Here is an 18,770-nt window from a genome sequence, read left to right as displayed (position 1 = left end):
GATGTGATGGTTCGATGGTTAAATGGTTTGATTGTTGGGCATACGTTGTTCGGAGAGCCCGCGAATTAGTAACCTGTTGATCATTCAGGCACCAAACCATCGAACAATTAAACCATCAAACAATCAGCTCATCTGCTCCATTTTCAAATTTTCAAATTGGCTCATTTTCAAATTAAGGTGTTATGAAGATAACCGACTTCTCAGTAAAAAACTATCAGTTCACGCTCATCGTATTCGTGATGCTGATAGCCATTGGCATAAACTCCTTATTAAATATGCCGCGCGGTGAGGATCCCGACTTTCAGGCCCCGCAATTTAATGTGGTGGTGGTATATCCCGGTACCAGCCCCAAAGACATGGAAGAACTGGTGGCCGATCCCATAGAAAAAAGAATGAATGAACTCGACGATATCAAACGCATCGTAAGCCGCATCGACGACGGACTGGCGGTAATACGCGTTGAGTTTAAATATGAAACCGATCCCGATAAAAAATATCAGGATGTTGTGCGTGAAATGGATGCCCTCCGCAACAAATTACCACAGGATATACTGAATATCGATATTCAAAAATTCTCTCCTTCGGATGTAAATATTCTACAGATCGGTTTGTTAAGTGAAACAGCGCCGTATAAAGACCTTGAAGAATGGAGTAAAAAATTAAAAGAGCGGTTGGAGAAGGTTAAAAGCTTAAAGAATGTCGACAACTGGGCTTTCCCGCAGCAACAGGTACGCGTATCACTGCAGATCGAAAAACTGGCGCAATATAATATTCCGCTCAATAAAGTGCTGGGAGCCATTCAAAGCGAAAATGTAAACATTCCCGGCGGCAGCATCGAAATGGGTGAAAAGAAATTCAATATCAAAACAAGCGGCAATTATAAAAACATCGATGAAATAAAAAATACTATTGTAAGCAATGTAAACGGCAAACTGGTGTATGTAAAAGATGTAGCCGATGTTGAATTTAATTATGAAGAACAAACGTACATGGCGCGTTTAAATGGTAAACGCGGGGTGTTTGTAACGGCCAGCCGCAAAATGGGCACCAATATTTTTGCGGTTGAAAAAGAAGTAAAACCGGTGCTGCAGCAATTTCAAAAAGAGCTGCCAAAGAATATTGTATATGAACAAAGCTTCGATAATGCACACAGCGTTCGCACCCGGCTTGGCGGCTTTGCCCGTGATTTCGGCATAGCCATTTTTCTGGTATTGTTAACGCTGCTGCCATTAGGCGTTCGTGCTTCTATTGTGGTAATGATATCAATTCCTTTATCGCTGGCCATAGGGTTGTTTTTGCTGGATATGTTCGGCATCACCATCAACCAGCTGAGCATTGTAGGTATGGTGGTAGCACTTGGCTTGCTGGTCGACGATAGCATTGTGGTGGTTGAAAATATCGAACGTTATCTGCGTATGGGCTATACCCGTGTAGAGGCCGCTATGGCCGCTACCAAACAAATAGGGCTGGCGGTAATTGGCTGTACCATTACCCTGATCTTTGCTTTTTTACCGCTGATGTTTTTGCCCGAAGGCGCCGGTGATTTTATTCGCAGCTTACCGGCAGCGGTAGTAACTACGGTACTGGCCTCGTTATTTGTATCGCTTACCATTGTTCCGTTTTTATCGAGCCGTATTTTAAGCAACCACGAAAATCCCGAAGGCAATCTGTTTATGCGTGGGTTAAAAAAGTTCATCGGAGGGTCGTATCGCCGGTTGCTGCACAGCGCTATTGCACGGCCTGTGACAACGTTGCTGATTGCGCTGGCGATTTTTGCAGGCTCGGTAGCCCTGGTACCAGTGGTAGGGTTCAGCGTTTTTCCGGCTTCTGAAAAACCAATGTTCTTAATAAATATCGAAACACCGTTGGGTACCAGTTTGTCGGCAACCGATCGCGTGGCGCGCTATGTTGAAAAAGAGATCAGCAACATTCCCAATCTAAAGAACTATGCAACCAATATAGGCCGTGGTAATCCGCGCATTTATTACAACGTAGTGCCGCAAAATGATGTAAGCAATTACGCACAGTTGTTTGTACAGTTAAATGAAACACCGCCTGCCGAAAAACGAAAACTGATCGACAGGTTACGTACCAGATTCAAAGATTATCCCAATGCAAAAATTGAGGTAAAAGATTTTGAGCAGGGCCCGCCGGTTGAAGCACCTGTTGCCATACGTTTGTTCAGCGAAGATTTGGATACATTGCGCAGCCTCGCTTTCAGGGTAGAAGCCCTGTTGAAAAAAACACCGGGGACCATTTATGTAAACAACGAGCTCACTACCTTAAAAACCGATCTGCGCGTAAAAGTAAATAAAGAAAAAGCCGGTTTGCTGGGTGTACCTGTTCATGAAATTGACCGTACAGTGCGGTTGGCCATTGCCGGATTAAACATCGGCACTTTTCGTAAAGAAAACGGCGATGAATATAATATTTCGGTAACCCTTCCCCGTGAAGAACGGCAAACTTTCGATGCTTTTGGAAAAGTATATGTAAGCAGTGTTACCGGCGCATCGGTTCCGTTGAACCAGGTGGCCGATATCCGGTTCGAAACATCGCCGGTTACTATTAAACACTACGATAAAGACCGATTTACGGTGGCTACCGCATATGTTCAGAGCGGATATAATACCGGTAAAGTAACCGAAGGATTGCTGAAGCAATTAGACACCATGCATTTTCCACCCAATTCGCATTATGTGGCAGCGGGCGAAGTAGAGGCCAGTCAGGAAAGCTTTGGCGGTTTGGGCACCATTGTATTAATAACCATTTTTGGCATACTGGGCGTGCTGATCCTTGAGTTCAAAACATTCCGCGGAACATTAATTGTGTTGTCGGTTATACCATTGGGTATTATCGGGGCGGTGCTGATGTTACTGGCAACCGGTAATACATTTTCGTTTGTTGCAGTAATTGGTTTGATAGCACTTATTGGAATTGAAGTAAAAAATTCTATTTTGCTGGTTGATTATACCGATCAGCTGCGCAAACAGGGGATGAGTATTGATAAAGCCATTCAGGAAGCCGGCGAAACCCGCTTTGTGCCGATTATTTTAACAACATTAACTGCCATCGGAGGATTGCTGCCATTGGTATTAGAAAATAACCCATTGTATTCACCACTTGCCCTGGTGATCATCGGCGGGTTGATCAGTTCAACCCTGTTAACACGGGTGGTAACACCGGTGTTGTATAAATTGCTTGCACCGAAGATTAAAGAATAATGCATATCGAATGTTGAATATTGAAGTGCATTTATTTCGACATTCAACATTTGATATTCGATATTTAATAAAATTAAACATAGAACTTAAAACTTATAACTTACAACTTTATGAGTGTTCATACCATTTTTGGCGCTGGTGGGGCAGTAGCCGATCAACTGTTACCGGTTTTATTGAAAAATCAGGAAAAAGTAAGGCTGGTATCACGACAGGCAAAACCTGTTACCGGTGTAGAAACCGTATCGGCCGATGCTACCGATTACCAGCAAACATTACAGGCCATTAAAGGATCGGCTGTGGTGTATTTGTTAATAGGCTTACCTTATGATGTGCGCATTTGGCGCGTACAGTGGCCGGTTATCATGACGAATGTGATCAATGCCTGTAAAGAAACCGGCGCCAGGCTTGTTTTTTTCGATAACGTATACATGTACGGTAAAGTAAACGGCGTGATGACGGAAGAAACTCCGTTTAACCCGGTTAGTGAAAAAGGAAAAATAAGAGCAGCGATCGCCAATCAATTATTACAGGAAACAAAAACCGGCAACCTGAAAGCATTGATTGCCCGTGCGGCAGATTTTTACGGACCCATTGGTTTTAAAACCAGCGTACCCAATTTGCTGGTAATTCAAAATCTGTTAAAAGGAAAAAAAGCGCAATGGTTAGGTAGTGCCGATCAGCCGCATTCAATTACCTATGTGCCCGATGCAGCACAGGCATTGTACCTGCTGGCAAAGAGGGAAGATGCATTTGGCCAAACCTGGCATTTGCCAACGGCAGACAATCCGTTAACCGGACGCCAGTTTGCGCAACAGGCCGCTGCTGCCATGCAAAAACCCAATGGGGTTACTGTTGTTCCCGGTTGGATGCTGTCATTAGTCGGATTATTTAACAGAGTAATGAAAGAGCTGGTTGAAATGAATTATCAGAACGAATACCCATACCTGTTCGATTCATCCAAGTTCAACAAAGCCTTTGGTTTTACGCCCACGTCGTATGCCGAGGGAATAAAGGATACGGTAAAATGGGCAGTGGACCAGGAGGGAAGTAAGAAATAGGAAGTAAGAAATAAAGTAATAATGAAAAGACGTGGTACTAACCGGGCCACGTCTTTTTTTTATTTATAATTTTTCTAACTGTTTGCAGGGTTGATGGATTGTATATACTTTTAACATAATTGTACAACCATACTGTATGAGATTACTTTTTATCCTTGGTTTGATATTGTTTCATCAAATCGCTGTTGGTCAGAATATTGATTATACCATTCCCGCCGGTTTTGAAAATGAAATTAGTAAACAGGATTACAAAAAGCTGGTAGACCTTGCTGTTGTTCAGGTTTCAAAACGATATAAGATCGACTTTGTAAAAGATGGTACTATTCAGCTGAAAGAGGGTCAGGACCTGGGTGCGTTTAATTTGGATAACCTTATTATGAAATGTAAGGCAGAACCTGATATATCACAATGGAGTAAAGTGGTACAGGAGCATTTCAATAACATGTTTATCGCTATAGATGAACATAAGAAAATTGATCCGAATAATTTTGAAACGATATCCAAATATTTAAGCCTGCGTATTTATTCCGAATCGTTTGCGAAACAAAAGAACCTCGATGATTGCTTTTACAGGATCGATCTTGAAGGAACATATACTGTGCTGATGCTCGATTTGCCGGGTATGTTTACTGCAGTATCCAAATCGATGTTCAGTACCTGGAAAAAAGATACTGCTACAGTTTTTTCAATTGCCAGGAATAACCTCAATCAACACCAGATACAAAAGGTGAGTAAAACTTTTGACTCAGATGGGCAAAAGATTGAAGTCATTTTATTAGGGGATAATGAAGATTATGCTGCAAGCGTTGCACTTGACCTTGATCATAATGCGAGTGACGTAGTAGGTGAATGGGGCTCGGTAGTTGCCATGCCCACCAAAGGTTTTGTAAGTGTTTGCAGAGTAACAAAAGAGCAACCACTTAATTTTGTGAAATACATTCAGAATATAAAGTCGACTATAGACAACTTTTATACGACTCTACCACAACCTGTTTCTAACCAGTTTTTCTGGTATTATAAAGGTACATTTACCCGAATTAATGTAACGGAGGAAGATGGCCACATAAATGTTGTTGCTCCGGCAGGGTTGACTGCATTAATGACTAAAAAACTATAAGAAAACTTAACTGATCATCGGATGCGGCTTAAATTCTCTCGTTCTGTCGAACAAATACCGGTAGGTGGTTAGCACCCTGCTTCTAAACGTATCGCCCAGGCCGGCGGCTACATTCAGCATTTTGGGGTTGAAGTCGCCGATCCATTGCATTTCATATTCTGTATACGGCGTTTGCCATTGTATAACCCTGCCCGATTCAACGATCATATAGGCATCAATACCCTTCCCCTGAAACTCGGGCACCACGCCAAATACCAGCCCCGTACATTTTTTACAGGGCTTTGTTTTTTTGATCCACAGGAATTTTAGTTTATGGTACCAGTTGAACTGACCGTTCAGGTATTTAAACCATTGGTTCAGGTCGGGCAGGTTGATGAACATGGCAATGGGCTGATCTTTATGATAGGTAAACCATATGATGCGCTCATCCATCACCGGTTTCATTTTTTTGAACATGAGCAATACCTGGTCTTTCTTCAGTTCTTTTACGCCACCATGACCGGCCCAGGCCTTGTTGTATACAATGGTAAAATCGTTTGCGAATTTTTCGAGCTTCTTTTTATCGATGGGTATTGCTTTGTAATCGGGATTGCTGTAATGAGCATGCCGCTCGAACAGTTTATCGCTAAGCTTCTTTTTGGGGTTTAGTCCAAAACAGATCTGGTTAAAAAAAGGACGAAATCCATAGTGTTCAAAAAGTGAGTTGTAATAAGGCGGATTGTAGTTCATGCAATAGAGCGGTTCCTGAAATCCTTCGGTAACCAGCCCCCACCAGCGATCGCGCTCGCCAAAGTTAATAGGGCCGTCCATGGCTTCCATGCCACGCTGTAGCAGCCAGTGTTTGGCCACGTCAAACAACATGTCGGCAGCCTGCTGGTCGTTGATGCAATCGAAAAAACCGATACCACCCACAGGAAACGCATCTCCCTTATTCCGGTATTTTTTATTTACAAATGCGGCAATGCGGCCAATGCATTTTCCTTCGGCATCGTGCAATACCCAACGGGTACATTCGCCATGCCGGAATGCTTTGTTTCTGGCCGGATTGAATACCTCATTCACGTCCTTATCGAGCGGACGTATATAGTTAGGGTTCAACTTATTCAGTTCAACATTAACCCTAATGAACTCATTGGCAATGGCAGCATTAGTAACTTCGGCTAATTGCATGTTCGGATAAAAGGGAATCGCAAAATCCATATTCAAAATACAAATAAAACGAAAAAGCAGTTATGGCGAGTGCTTTAAACGGTTGGGCAGGTATTTTAGTCTTATTCAATGGATTAATAAGGTTGCTAACATTATGGCATAACCCGGTGTTCAATAATTAATGCTCGTTTTGGAGTAAAAAAAGGAGCCGGCTAACCCTTTTTAGCCGGCTGCGGACATAAATGGTAAGCACATTATTTCTTATATATAGTTACGTAAGATGCCGGGGTTTGGTTTGCTGTGATGGAGGTCAAAAGTCTGAAGTCGAAGGTCGGAAGTCGGAAGTAAGATGAGTCTGTTCACCAGCGCGCAGCATAATTCCGCCTGCAAACAAAATCTTTCCACCTGCAAACTGTATGATTTTGCATACAAAAAGACTCCGCTGATTTATAATCATACCATTTTTCAGCTGATTTTCAGTAAAATATATGTGATTTGAGTTTTTTTATTCAAAAATTCACAATTTTTATATGAGAAATTTGAATACTTATATGAGTCTTTTATTTTTCTAATTAAAAATTGTTATTTCTTATATGATGAATTTATATTTCCTATTAAGAAATTTGTTTTTTTCAATCAGATAATTATTATTCCTATCAGCAATTAATAATTCCTATATAAGAGTTGTACCATCCTATATAAGAAAAAGCAATTCCTTTTAAGTAAATGATGTAGTTGGATGAAAATAGCATCATTTTGTATGAGAAACTCCATTTTGCAGGTGCGTTTTGTTGTCGGGAAGCCTGTTACCCCGCATCTATAAAAAATCTCCCGCATTCAAATTGCCAAATTTATCACCGTTCCCTTACCTTTGCAGCCGAAAATGAAAATGCTGCTTTAAAACGTAAATAAATCGTTGAAAATCAAAGCAGTTTATTAAAACGCTCACGCAAAATCAAACTATTATATGCCAAATGTTGGTAAGATCAAGCAGATCATCGGTGCTGTAGTAGACGTGCAGTTTGAAGGAAAACTCCCCGAAATTTATAACGCACTGGAACTTAAACGTCAAAATGGTGAAGTGCTGGTGCTTGAAGCACAGCAACACCTCGGTGAAGACAGCGTTCGCTGTATTGCCATGGACGGTACCGAAGGTCTGGTGAGGGGTATGGTAGTAACAGATACCGGCGCTGCGATCGCCATGCCAACCGGTGAAGCTATCAAAGGTCGTTTGTTTAATGTAACCGGCGATCCTATCGATGGATTACCTGCTGTTCCTAAAACCAATGGCCGTCCTATTCACAGCAAACCGCCGGCATTTGAAAACCTGAGCACTTCTGCCGAAGTATTATTTACCGGTATTAAAGTAATTGACCTGATTGAACCTTATTCAAAAGGGGGTAAAATCGGTTTATTCGGTGGTGCAGGGGTAGGTAAAACCGTATTGATCCAGGAATTGATCAACAATATCGCCAAAGCGTATGCAGGTGTATCAGTGTTTGCCGGTGTGGGTGAAAGAACCCGCGAAGGAAACGACCTGATGCGTGAAATGATCGAAGCCGGCATTATGAAATACGGCGAAGAGTTTAAACATAGCATGGAAAATGGCGGTTGGGATTTGAGTAAAGTGAATATGAAAGAGCTGAGCGATTCAAAAGCCACCTTCGTATTCGGACAGATGAACGAACCCCCCGGAGCCCGCGCCCGTGTGGCCCTGAGCGGTTTGACTATTGCAGAATACTATCGTGATGGCGACGGACAAGGTAAAGGTCGCGATATCCTTTTCTTCGTAGATAATATCTTCCGTTTCACACAAGCCGGTTCTGAAGTATCGGCTCTGTTGGGACGTATGCCTTCTGCGGTGGGTTACCAGCCAACACTGGCTACCGAAATGGGTATCATGCAGGAGCGTATCACTTCTACCAAAAACGGTTCTATTACATCAGTACAGGCGGTGTATGTACCAGCGGATGACTTAACTGACCCTGCTCCGGCTACTACCTTCGCCCACCTGGATGCTACTACCGTATTAAGCCGTAAGATTGCCGACTTAGGTATCTATCCTGCGGTTGACCCGCTCGATTCTACCAGCCGTATTCTTACGCCGCGAATTGTGGGAGATGCCCATTACAATTGCGCTAACCGTGTAAAACTGATCTTACAGCGTTATAAAGAATTGCAGGATATCATCGCCATCCTTGGTATGGATGAGTTGAGTGAAGAAGATAAACAAACCGTATTCCGTGCACGTAAAGTACAGCGCTTCCTTTCGCAACCTTTCCACGTGGCTGAGCAGTTTACCGGTTTGAAAGGGGTACTGGTTCCCATCGAAGAAACCATCCGCGGCTTTAACATGATCATGGATGGTGAAGTAGATGAATATCCCGAAGCAGCCTTCAACCTCGTTGGTACTATCGATGACGCCATCGAAAAAGGTAAGAAGCTGTTGGCACAGGCACAAGGATAATTAACCAATTACCTAATGTGCTAATGTGCTAATGAAAATAATACAAAGTGTATTCAATTAGCAAATTAGCATATTGGCAAATTAGCACATTATGAATTTAGAGATTTTAACTCCTGAAAAAAAGCTGTTTAGCGGCGAGGTATTCGGTGTACAACTGCCGGGCATAACCGGTTTGTTTGAGGTGCTTGATAAACATGCTCCGCTGGTAAGTGCGCTGAAATCGGGTCGTGTAAAAGTGTTAAAAGATAAAAGCAACCACCTGGCGTTTTTCGATATTCAGAGTGGTTTTGTAGAAGTGCTTAATAACAAAACTACCGTACTGGTAGAAGGCGCCAAAGCTGCCGAATAAATTAAATTCAGCTTTTTTAAAGTATATATCCCTCCGGTGTAGCCGGGGGGATTTTTTTATTCCTTCGCTTCGCTCAGAGATGTCACAGAGGTTGATGCGCCCGCCCTCGCTTCGCGAGAAAATTTGTCGTATTGATCGTTCGCCGCAGGCGAACAATACAATCAGAGGCAATCGCGTGCTGCGTGAAGCGAAGCACAAAAAAAATCTCCCCGCTCAGGAGGAGATTTGACTGTTGAAATATACTGTGAATCAGGCATTCGTTTTTTGAATAATGGCGGGCGGCGTATTGGCCATGATCCAGAAATCGTACAGCAGGTCGCTCTTATCGGCATAATCATTATCAAGCGAAATACGCTCCTCGGCCGACATAACATTCCTGCCTCTTTTCTGTATCTGCCATAAACCTGTTATACCAGCAGGGGCCATAAAGCGTTTGGCCCACTCATCGGTAGTTAACCGCGCCGCTTCGTACAATGGCAAAGGACGGTTACCCACCAGCGACATATCACCTAACAACACGTTGAACAATTGCGGTAATTCGTCTAAACTGGTTTTGCGCAAAAATAAACCTGTTCGGGTTATGCGCGGATCGTTATGGAACTTATGAAATACCGCTTCCTGTTGTGGATTGGTATATTGATTTAGATGTGCCAGCTCATTCAGCTTTTCATCTTCACCTGGCGCCATGGTCCTGAATTTATAAAAATCAAAGATCCTGTAGCCGCGCCCGGCGCGTTTTGAAACATACAGCACCGGTCCACCGGTTTCGGCCTTTATTGCCAGCGCAATCAGCAACATTAGCGGACCAAATACGATCAGCAGCAATAAAGACAAAACCAGATCGAGCCCTCTCTTAAAAAACGACCTGACAGTTGGAAAAACAGGGAACGACCGTTCTACCTTGCATGTAGCCGGTTGATGCACCCATTGCTGTTTTACTTTTTTCAAAAAGTTTACTTTCTGCAGCAGGGCAGGGGCAGTAAACTCATTCAAAAAAATCAGCTCATCAATAAATGTATACTGTTTATACGCCGTTAATTCCTTTGCCGGCAATCCGGTTGCTTCAACAATAAATGGCACATCGGCCAGTATTTGATGTTCGCTCAAAAAGCGATGCAACGCTACCAGATTGTCGATCCCAAGGGCTGCTTCGGCAACGATCATATCAGGGATGGTTACATCTTCTTTTTTCTTCAGTAAACGCTTTAAAGTATAAATGGCACTTTCGGTTGAAGCGCTCGTATAACCGAATTCAAAAAAATCTTTCAGCTTTTCGATATATAATTTGTGAGCGCCAACATAAAAGAACTGCAGTTTTTTATTGGCAGCAGAAGGTGCTTCAGCCATCGGAAGGCTGAAACGCTTGTATGTTTTTAATAATTTTTCGGTTGGTAAAATTGTCACATCCATAACACGTCATTTTGGTGATTGTTTCCGGTAGGGTAATTAACCGGCTTTCTTCATTTTGAAACCGATGCCGCTGCACCCTTGTTAATTATCCTGTGAACGGTTTCATGCAATTCAATCGGATTAAATGGCTTGGTAAAATAATCGGCAATGCCATATTTCAAACATTTGGCAGCTGTCGTATTCTTATCAAGTGACGATAATACTATTAAGGGAATATCCCGGTAAATAGCGCTCGAAGTAAATTCTGCGATCAGTTCCCAATCCTGCATATCGGATAACTGCGGGTCGGCGATAATTACATCGGGCAAATTCTTTTTCGATAGCCAGAACATGGCCGAACAGGCATCAGGTGCCGTAACTACCTGATAGTCTTTTCCCAGCAACGTATGCAATAAAAACCTGATAGCCTTGCTGTCCTCTACTGCGAGTATACTTCTCTTCATGGGCGAATACTTTAAATCCTCAAACCATATGTTTTTTATGGCATATGGGTAACCGGTTTACACAGGAGGGATTGGGAATACATATCCGGGAGCTATGGCAGCCCGGAATACAATGGTAAATCGTACCAGAAACGGCTTTACAGGATTGTTAGATTAACTACATTAATCGTTAACCAGGTTGTGGGGAATTTCTAAGGATTTGTGGTGATGATAAGCTACAAATTGATAATCCTTAACGACTTTTCAAGGGATATGTGAGATAAAAATAGTAACAAAAGCCAATAAATCAAATACCCACCAGTACGCATCCATTGCATGTTTTTTATTGATGCAGTATAACCTGTTCTTTAAGTGTTGATTATGCCAAAGTTTTGTTAAAGCAGGTTTTATCCACATCTTTCGCTGTTATAACGTTGATCATATCACGCTGATTAATAAACAGTCAGACCCATCGAAATGTTTGAATTTCGAAAACCTTTATAGTTTAATTTAAAAAGATAGGATTTCAATTTGTCATCTATTTTTGGCGCCTGAAGCCGGGTAGCGACTTCTGACATCAGACTTCTGACATCAGACTTTCGACTTCCGATTTCAGGCTTCGGCAACTATTCAAAATGTAAAGTGTTTAGCTAATAAGATATATTCTTTCATTTATATGCAACCAGTAGCAACCAGAGGAACACTAACAACTGCACTTATTGAACAATTCAAACAAATTATTGGAAACGATTATGTGTTGATCGATGAGGAATCGTTGAACAGGTATGGCCACGACGAAACCGAGCATTTATTGTATCCGCCGCAGGTAGTGTTGCGCCCGCGAACTACCCCGGAGGTCAGCGCCATTATGAAAATCTGTAACCAGCAGCATATTCCCGTTACGCCCCGCGGCGCGGGAACCGGTTTAAGCGGCGGCGCGCTGCCTCATTTAGGCGGTGTGCTTATTTCAACCGACCGCATGAATACCATTTTATCTATTGATGAAAGAAACGGCCAGGTTACTACCGAACCGGGTGTTATTACCGAGGTATTACAAAATGCAGTAAAGGAAAAAGGATTGTTTTATCCGCCCGATCCCAGCAGCCGCGGATCGTGTTTTATCGGCGGAAACATTGCTGCCAACAGCGGCGGGCCAAAAGCAGTTAAGTACGGTGTGGTAAAAGATTATGTGCTGAACCTCGAAGTGGTTTTGCCAACCGGCGACGTTATTTGGACGGGCGCCAATGTATTAAATAATTCCACCGGGTATAATCTAACGCAACTGGTAGTGGGCAGCGAAGGAACCTTAGGCATTGTAACAAAAATTGTTTTGAAACTGATCCCATTGCCCAAATACGATCTGCTGATGCTGGTTCCTTTTGCATCGCTTGAAAAAGCCGGCGAAGCAGTTAGTGCCATTTTTCAGGCAGGCTTTACGCCGAGCGCACTTGAGCTGGTTGAAATTGATGCGCTGAAAATTGTAAGTCGTTTTGTTGATAGTTCCATAGTGCCGGTACACGATAATACCGAAGCACATTTAATTATTGAGGTAGATGGCAACCATATGGATACACTGATGACTGAAATGGAATCTATTAGTAACATCTTAACACAATTTGAAGCCGGTGAAGCGTATTTTGCAGACGATGCCCAACAAAAAGCCGAACTATGGAAACTGCGCCGCCGGGTGGCAGAGGCAGTGAAAATTGCAGGCTATACTATAGAAGAAGATACCGTTGTGCCCAGGGCCGAATTGCCGGCATTGATACGAGGTGTAAAACAACTGGGAAAACAATTTAATTTTGAGGCAGTGTGCTATGGTCATGCAGGCGATGGTAATTTGCATATTCGCATAAAAAAAGAAGGCGTTGCCAATAGCCTCGATGATGCAGATGTGGTAGCAGGAATTCGCGCTTTATTTAAACTGGTGCATCAATTAGGCGGTACCATCAGCGGCGAACATGGCATAGGGTTGATTCAAAAAGGATATATGGATATTGTTTTTAATGAAACGCAACTGCAACTGATGCGTGGAATTAAAAAGATATTCGATCCCAATAATATTTTAAACGCAGGTAAAATCTTTGACTAATACACAATTTGAAAATTTGAAAATGTGCAAATTTGAAAATACTTCACAACAGCAAAGTATGTTACTTCCTTCGGGAGCCTCATTTTCAAATCTTCAAATTGGCTAATTTTCAAATTAATTTGCTATGAAAAAATATCTATTTGCTGCCTGTTTATTTGCTTGTCTTGGTTCTATAGCCCTTGCGCAGGACGAGGAACCTCCTGTTAAAAAAGGTTTCGACAGAGATAAGCTTTTTATCGGCGGTAACTTTGGTTTAGGCTTTGGTAGTTGGTCTACTCTTGTAAATGTATCTCCGCAAATAGGCTATCGTTTTAACAAGTATCTGGCCGCAGGAACGGGTGTTAATTTTATTTATTCAAGTTACAAATACAGCAGGTACAGCCAGGGCGACGAGAAACAAACCTATGGTGTAGCCGGATTAAATGTTTTCGGCCGGGTATATCCTATTGAATTTATTCTGGTGCAGTTACAACCCGAGGCCAATTATGTATGGGGCAAATACAAATTTTTTGATGGAACTACCGTTAAAATGGATAGTAAAATTGTTCCTTCTTTATTGGGTGGTGTAGGTGGCGCACTTCCTATGGGGCGCGGCGCTTTTATTATAATGGTGCAGTACGATCTGTTGCAAAATACCAACAGCCCTTATGGCAACAGGGCGTTTTACAATTTTGGATACAACATCGGGTTTTAATTTGATAATGTGATAATTTGCTGATGTGCTAATTGGCTGATGCGCCAATGTTTTCAATTAGCAAATTATCACATTAGCTAATCAGCAAATTTTGTATTATCCGATCTTATTAAATATCTCAACCGGTGAGTTGCAGAAAATGATGCGTTCATCGAGCTCTTCGTACAGGAAATCTTCTTTCTTTAATTGTTGTAGATGAAGCCGCAGGTGATTATAAAAACCTTCGGTATTCAGCACGTATATTTTTTTATCGTGAATTTTAAGCTGGTTCCAGGTGAGCATTTCAAACAATTCATCGAGGGTGCCAAAACCGCCGGGCAATACAATGGCGGCATCGCACATTTCATACATCATTTTTTTGCGGGTATGCATATCGGGCACAACAAACAGCTCGGTTAATCCTGTATGCTGATGTTCCCATTCGGTAAGTATTTTGGGAATTACACCCATAACAGTGCCGCCGTTGGCCAGCACCGCATCGGCAATAGCGCCCATTAACCCTACTTTACCACCGCCGTAAACCAGGCGTAAATTCAACACGGCAATCAGTTTGCCGAGTTCTGCTGCATGACGCATAAATAAAGGGTTCTGTCCTGTTTTGGAACCGCAAAAAACAACCACCGATTCTAACTTCATACCTGCTGTTTTAAATAACCAATATAATGTTTAAAAAAAGTGCCCTTATGGCTCTAAGATAAAAGGATTATCAGCAATTGTAAAACACAATTTTGCTATCTTCATTCCACTTAGGCCGAAAGTCAAATTAGTCAGAAAGTCCGCAAGTCCGAAAGTCCGAAAGAATTTTCCCTTTTTGTGAATTACTTTCCGTCTTCCGGACTTTCGGACTTCATTAATTATCTTCATTATGTCTGCATCCCTGTTGTTTTCATTTGTTATCGGGTATTTTATTCTGTTGCTGGCTGTTGCCTGGGTTACTTCACGCAACTCGAACAATGATTCGTTTTTTATTGGTAACCGCAGCTCTAACTGGATGCTGGTGGCTTTTGGTATGGTGGGTACATCGCTGAGCGGAGTAACTTTTGTTTCGGTACCGGGCACAGTAGGTGATTTTGCGGGTAATGTACATAAGGGTTTTGCTTATTTTCAGGTAGTGATCGGATATTTCTTTGGCTATCTCGTTGTGGCGTTTGTATTGCTGCCGTTGTATTATCGCATGAACCTTACTTCTATTTACAATTACCTGCAAAAGCGGTTTGGGACCATAGCTTATAAAACAGGGGCATTGTTTTTTATCATTTCGCGTACAGTAGGCGCTACCGCCCGTTTATACCTCGTAATATTTGTATTGCAGGAATTTATTTTAAAAAGCTTTGGTGTTCCTTTTGTTGTTACCGCTTTTATTATTCTGCTGATGATATTGTTATATACGTTCGAAGGCGGCGTAAAAACAATTGTGTATACCGATACTTTACAAACAACTTTAATGTTAGTGGGGCTTATTGTTTCGGTAGTGTATATTCTTCAAAACCTGCATTTATCAGTAGGCGGTGCCATGAAAACCCTTACACAGCAGGGATACACCGAAATTTTTAATACCAATGTAAAAAGCGGCGGATTTTTTCTGAAGCAGATCATCGGCGGTGCATTCATAACCATTTCGATGTTTGGACTTGACCAGGAAATGATGCAGAAAAACATCAGTGTAAAAACGCTGAAAGATTCTCAAAAGAACATGATCACCTTTAACCTCGTGAGCGCGGGCGTAAATTTTTTGTTTTTGTTGCTGGGTGGTTTGTTGTATCTGTATGCTTTGAATCATGGCGCCGACTATGCACAGGTAACCAACCCCGATGGAAGCACCAAATGGCAATTACTGGCAGATAATAAAAATATTATGGGTGATGCCATTTTCCCCACCATGGCCCTGCAGTTAATGCCCCAGGCGATATCGATCATATTTATTATTGCACTGATAAGCGCCCTGTTTCCAAGTGCCGATGGTGCGCTTACTGCCCTGACTTCTTCTTTTTGTATCGATATGCTGGGTTTAAAGAGACGTGAAGACCTTTCAGAAGCGCAGCGAAAAAAGATCAGGCTAACGGTGCATTTGACTTTTGCCATAATATTCCTTATTTGCATTATGATCTTTTATGCTATTGGCAGCCGGTCTATTATCGATAAAATTCTTACCCTTGCCGGTTACACGTACGGTCCGCTGTTGGGGTTATTTGCCTTTGGAATTTTAAGCAAACGCACACTGCCGCAAACACCGTTAATTACCATTATTTGTGTGGCTGCACCGGTGATCTGTTATTTTATCAGTCAGCATTCCAAACAATGGTTTAACGGATTTGAAATTGGCATTGAGCTGCTGATCATAAACGGACTGCTTACCTATCTTGGTTTATTAAGCATTTCAAAAAAACAGGTAGCTGCACAATAGGTACAATTATTTATTTGAGTGCCGCACGGCCTTCACACAATAAGGCAGTGCGGCACTTATTGTTTAACCGGTAATGAAAATTTCAACCGGTTCATTTGCTAAAGCTTTGTAAAAAAATAATTGAGCGATAAACTAAAAGTTACTTTCCCTCGTTTAATAGTCTCAAATGCCATTACCGTTGTGCAGTAAACGAAATTGAAGGCACAAGGTACAAGGCACAAGAAATAATCAAGAATAGTTATTACTCATATAACTGAAAAAGCTGGAGTGTTTAGTCTGAGGTCGGGAGGCCATTTTGAAGGTGAATGGATTTTCTGACTCCCGACTGATGACTACACAATAGCAGTTCTAAGTTTTAAGTAATAAGTTCTAAGTGCCCGCCGGTTTGCAGTCTGTTCTTACTTCCTTCTTAACTACTGGCTATTGCCTACTGCCCACTGCCTTCATTCCCATGGGCTGATCACTGGTTCCCTACTCGCATATAATCCCGATCTTTACAAAAAAACAACGCATTGGAAATCATTGATCCACAGGCCGAGGCCTATGCGGCACAATTTACATCGGCCGAGGAAGTATTGTTACAGGAAATAGCCGCTTCAACACAGGCTGTGCATCCGCATGCGCATATGTTAAGCGGCCATGTTCAGGGAAAATTTCTGGAAATGATCAGCAGCCTTATGCAGCCGCGCCGCATTCTCGAGATCGGTACATTTACCGGTTACAGCGCCCTGTGCCTTGCTAAAGGGTTGTTAAATGACGGAAAATTACATACAATTGAGCTTAGGGAACAGGATGTAACCCTTGCCCGGGCAAATTTCAGTAGGTCAAATGCCGCGGGAAAGATAATTTTGCATGAGGGAAACGCGTTAAACATTATCCCTCAGTTACAGGAAACATGGGATATTGTATTTATTGATGCCGACAAGGTGAATTATATAAATTACTACCAGTTGGTGTTGCCAATGGTACGGCCGGGCGGAGTGATATTGGCAGATAACGTGTTGTTTCATGGGCAGGTGCTACAACAACCGGTAACCGGGAAAAATGCAAAGGCCATACAGGCCTTCAATGAATACATACAGCAGGATGGAAGCGTTGACAAAGTACTGCTTACCATTCGCGATGGTTTACTAATGATTCGAAAAAAATAAAAAAAGAATGCCGTTGAAACGACTACTGGTTGTACTATCGTTACTCGCCGTGAAGGGAGTGTGGGCACAGAATAGCAGCGACGTAATTGATTACATTAACACGTACAAAGAGCTGGCCATTCGCGAAATGCAGCGTAGCGGCGTGCCTGCATCCATCACCCTGGCCCAGGGCATTCATGAAACCATGGCCGGAAAAAGCGACCTGGTGCTTAAATCGAATAATCATTTCGGTATTAAATGCCGGGCCGAGTGGACGGGCGAAAAAGTATACCACGATGATGACGCCCGCGGTGAATGTTTCAGAAGCTATCCTACTGCGGCCGAGTCCTATGCCGATCACTCAGATTTCTTAAAAAAAGGCCAACGCTACGCCTTTTTGTTTCAGATAGATCCTGCCAACTACAGCGAATGGGCATATGGTTTAAGAAAAGCAGGTTATGCTACCAACATAAAATATTCGCAGATACTGATTAAATACATCGAAGATTACAACCTGCAGCAATACACGCTCATTGCCATGGGCAAATTGTCGCCGAAAGATGAAGTACTGGCCGGCAACGGCAAGCCGCTTACTATCAGCAATGGCGTTGCCATTCGCGATATTAGCGTTCCGGCTGTTGCAAAACCTGCCGTAAATTATCCCACCGACGAATTTAAGATCAACGAAACCCGGGTAATGTTCGCCAAAGCAGGTACTTCGTTTTTGGCCATTGCCGAACAATACGATGTTAAGTTGAAGCACCTGCTCGATTTTAATGACCTCGACGATGAAGGCGACGGCGTGTTGAAACAGGATCAGCTGATCTTTTTACAACGCAAGCGCAAAACAGGAGCGGCAGAGTTTCATGAAGTACAACCCGGCGAATCGCTATACGACATTGCACAGGCAGAAGCCATCCGCCTCGAAAGCCTGATCGGTTATAACCACCTGCAGGACCAGCCGGTACCTGCCGTTGGCGAAAAGCTGTATTTGCAAACCAAAGCGCCGGCAAGGCCCCGCCTGGCCGAAGAAGTAGTGAATACAGCGCCCAAACCGGTGGTTGCACCCACTGACCAGCTCACTGCCGCCAACTCTTCGGCAGTAACCGCCAGTTTACACATTGTTCGTGATAAAGAAACTTTGTATAGTATTGCCAAAAAATACAGTATTACTGTTGATCAACTGAGAGAATGGAATAAATTAGCAGGGAATGAACTGAAGACAGGACAGGAACTGGTTATATTCAAAAACTGACT

14 protein-coding genes are annotated in these 18,770 nt (G+C 42.6%); 10 read left to right on the top strand and 4 right to left on the bottom strand.

Annotation, left to right across the window (positions count from 1 at the left end):
* The first annotated feature begins 182 nt into the window (after positions 1–182).
* The 3 genes from AC59IL_RS21150 to AC59IL_RS21140 all read left to right on the top strand — a co-directional run bounded on the left by AC59IL_RS21150 (position 183) and on the right by AC59IL_RS21140 (position 5,396).
* A complete protein-coding gene (locus AC59IL_RS21150; protein ID WP_496554188.1) occupies positions 183–3,221 on the top strand; it encodes an efflux RND transporter permease subunit in 3,039 nt (1,012 codons plus the stop codon).
* Positions 3,222–3,331: 110 nt separating this feature from the next.
* Complete coding sequence (locus tag AC59IL_RS21145; protein WP_496554187.1) at positions 3,332–4,279, top strand: NAD-dependent epimerase/dehydratase family protein; 948 nt, start codon at positions 3,332–3,334, stop codon at positions 4,277–4,279.
* Between the two features lie 136 nt (positions 4,280–4,415).
* Entirely contained in the window at positions 4,416–5,396 is a 981-nt protein-coding gene (locus AC59IL_RS21140) for a DUF1444 domain-containing protein (RefSeq protein ID WP_496554186.1), read from the top strand.
* A 6-nt stretch (positions 5,397–5,402) separates the two neighbouring features.
* On the opposite strand, the gene AC59IL_RS21135 is transcribed toward AC59IL_RS21140, so the two are convergent.
* Positions 5,403–6,566 carry a hypothetical protein gene (locus tag AC59IL_RS21135; protein ID WP_496554185.1) on the bottom strand — a complete coding sequence of 388 codons (1,164 nt, stop codon included), beginning with the start codon at positions 6,564–6,566 and terminating at the stop codon, positions 5,403–5,405.
* Between the two features lie 946 nt (positions 6,567–7,512).
* Between AC59IL_RS21135 and atpD the strand changes: the two genes are divergently transcribed.
* Both atpD and atpC read left to right on the top strand, forming a co-directional pair.
* Positions 7,513–9,012: a F0F1 ATP synthase subunit beta gene (gene atpD, locus AC59IL_RS21130; RefSeq protein WP_496554184.1), complete on the top strand. Its 1,500-nt coding sequence runs from the start codon at positions 7,513–7,515 to the stop codon at positions 9,010–9,012.
* 91 nt (positions 9,013–9,103) lie between these two features.
* On the top strand, positions 9,104–9,361 hold the full coding sequence (gene atpC, locus AC59IL_RS21125; protein ID WP_496554183.1) for an ATP synthase F1 subunit epsilon: 258 nt from the start codon (positions 9,104–9,106) through the stop codon (positions 9,359–9,361).
* Between the two features lie 249 nt (positions 9,362–9,610).
* Here the strand turns inward: atpC and AC59IL_RS21120 are convergent, their stop codons facing one another.
* Complete coding sequence (locus tag AC59IL_RS21120) at positions 9,611–10,771, bottom strand: sugar transferase (RefSeq protein ID WP_496554182.1); 1,161 nt, start codon at positions 10,769–10,771, stop codon at positions 9,611–9,613.
* Positions 10,772–10,821: 50 nt separating this feature from the next.
* Positions 10,822–11,214 carry a response regulator gene (locus tag AC59IL_RS21115; protein WP_496554181.1) on the bottom strand — a complete coding sequence of 131 codons (393 nt, stop codon included), beginning with the start codon at positions 11,212–11,214 and terminating at the stop codon, positions 10,822–10,824.
* A gap of 655 nt (positions 11,215–11,869) precedes the next feature.
* Here AC59IL_RS21115 and AC59IL_RS21110 point away from each other — a divergent pair.
* Both AC59IL_RS21110 and AC59IL_RS21105 read left to right on the top strand, forming a co-directional pair.
* Positions 11,870–13,285, top strand: coding sequence for an FAD-binding oxidoreductase (locus AC59IL_RS21110; protein WP_496554180.1), 1,416 nt, complete (start codon positions 11,870–11,872; stop codon positions 13,283–13,285).
* Positions 13,286–13,409: 124 nt separating this feature from the next.
* Positions 13,410–13,979 (top strand): hypothetical protein, encoded by a 570-nt coding sequence (locus AC59IL_RS21105; protein ID WP_496554179.1) that lies wholly within the window; start codon positions 13,410–13,412, stop codon positions 13,977–13,979.
* A 96-nt stretch (positions 13,980–14,075) separates the two neighbouring features.
* Here the strand turns inward: AC59IL_RS21105 and AC59IL_RS21100 are convergent, their stop codons facing one another.
* Positions 14,076–14,615 (bottom strand): LOG family protein, encoded by a 540-nt coding sequence (locus AC59IL_RS21100; RefSeq protein ID WP_496554178.1) that lies wholly within the window; start codon positions 14,613–14,615, stop codon positions 14,076–14,078.
* 229 nt (positions 14,616–14,844) lie between these two features.
* Between AC59IL_RS21100 and AC59IL_RS21095 the strand changes: the two genes are divergently transcribed.
* The 3 genes from AC59IL_RS21095 (at position 14,845) to AC59IL_RS21085 (ending at position 18,768) form a co-directional block, all read left to right on the top strand.
* The gene (locus AC59IL_RS21095; RefSeq protein WP_496554177.1) at positions 14,845–16,383 is read left to right on the top strand and encodes a sodium:solute symporter; all 1,539 of its coding nucleotides are present in this window, start codon (positions 14,845–14,847) and stop codon (positions 16,381–16,383) included.
* 512 nt (positions 16,384–16,895) lie between these two features.
* A complete protein-coding gene (locus AC59IL_RS21090; protein WP_496554176.1) occupies positions 16,896–17,534 on the top strand; it encodes an O-methyltransferase in 639 nt (212 codons plus the stop codon).
* Between the two features lie 7 nt (positions 17,535–17,541).
* Positions 17,542–18,768 (top strand): glucosaminidase domain-containing protein, encoded by a 1,227-nt coding sequence (locus AC59IL_RS21085; protein ID WP_496554175.1) that lies wholly within the window; start codon positions 17,542–17,544, stop codon positions 18,766–18,768.
* Positions 18,769–18,770: the final 2 nt, after the last annotated feature.

Source organism: Niastella sp. sgz303648 (assembly GCF_059587045.1).
This window is presented reverse-complemented; position numbering and strand designations above follow the sequence as displayed.

Excerpts from the sequence above, each read along its gene's own strand:
- atpC (WP_496554183.1), top strand. The coding sequence starts at position 9,104 with ATGAATTTAGAGATTTTAACTCCTGAAAAAAAGCTGTTTAGCGGCGAG.
- AC59IL_RS21145 (WP_496554187.1), top strand. The coding sequence starts at position 3,332 with ATGAGTGTTCATACCATTTTTGGCGCTGGTGGGGCAGTAGCCGATCAA.
- AC59IL_RS21115 (WP_496554181.1), bottom strand. The coding sequence starts at position 11,214 with ATGAAGAGAAGTATACTCGCAGTAGAGGACAGCAAGGCTATCAGGTTT.
- AC59IL_RS21120 (WP_496554182.1), bottom strand. The coding sequence starts at position 10,771 with ATGGATGTGACAATTTTACCAACCGAAAAATTATTAAAAACATACAAG.
- AC59IL_RS21105 (WP_496554179.1), top strand. The coding sequence starts at position 13,410 with ATGAAAAAATATCTATTTGCTGCCTGTTTATTTGCTTGTCTTGGTTCT.
- AC59IL_RS21150 (WP_496554188.1), top strand. The coding sequence starts at position 183 with ATGAAGATAACCGACTTCTCAGTAAAAAACTATCAGTTCACGCTCATC.
- AC59IL_RS21110 (WP_496554180.1), top strand. The coding sequence starts at position 11,870 with ATGCAACCAGTAGCAACCAGAGGAACACTAACAACTGCACTTATTGAA.
- AC59IL_RS21100 (WP_496554178.1), bottom strand. The coding sequence starts at position 14,615 with ATGAAGTTAGAATCGGTGGTTGTTTTTTGCGGTTCCAAAACAGGACAG.
- AC59IL_RS21135 (WP_496554185.1), bottom strand. The coding sequence starts at position 6,566 with ATGCAATTAGCCGAAGTTACTAATGCTGCCATTGCCAATGAGTTCATT.
- AC59IL_RS21095 (WP_496554177.1), top strand. The coding sequence starts at position 14,845 with ATGTCTGCATCCCTGTTGTTTTCATTTGTTATCGGGTATTTTATTCTG.
- AC59IL_RS21140 (WP_496554186.1), top strand. The coding sequence starts at position 4,416 with ATGAGATTACTTTTTATCCTTGGTTTGATATTGTTTCATCAAATCGCT.
- AC59IL_RS21085 (WP_496554175.1), top strand. The coding sequence starts at position 17,542 with ATGCCGTTGAAACGACTACTGGTTGTACTATCGTTACTCGCCGTGAAG.
- atpD (WP_496554184.1), top strand. The coding sequence starts at position 7,513 with ATGCCAAATGTTGGTAAGATCAAGCAGATCATCGGTGCTGTAGTAGAC.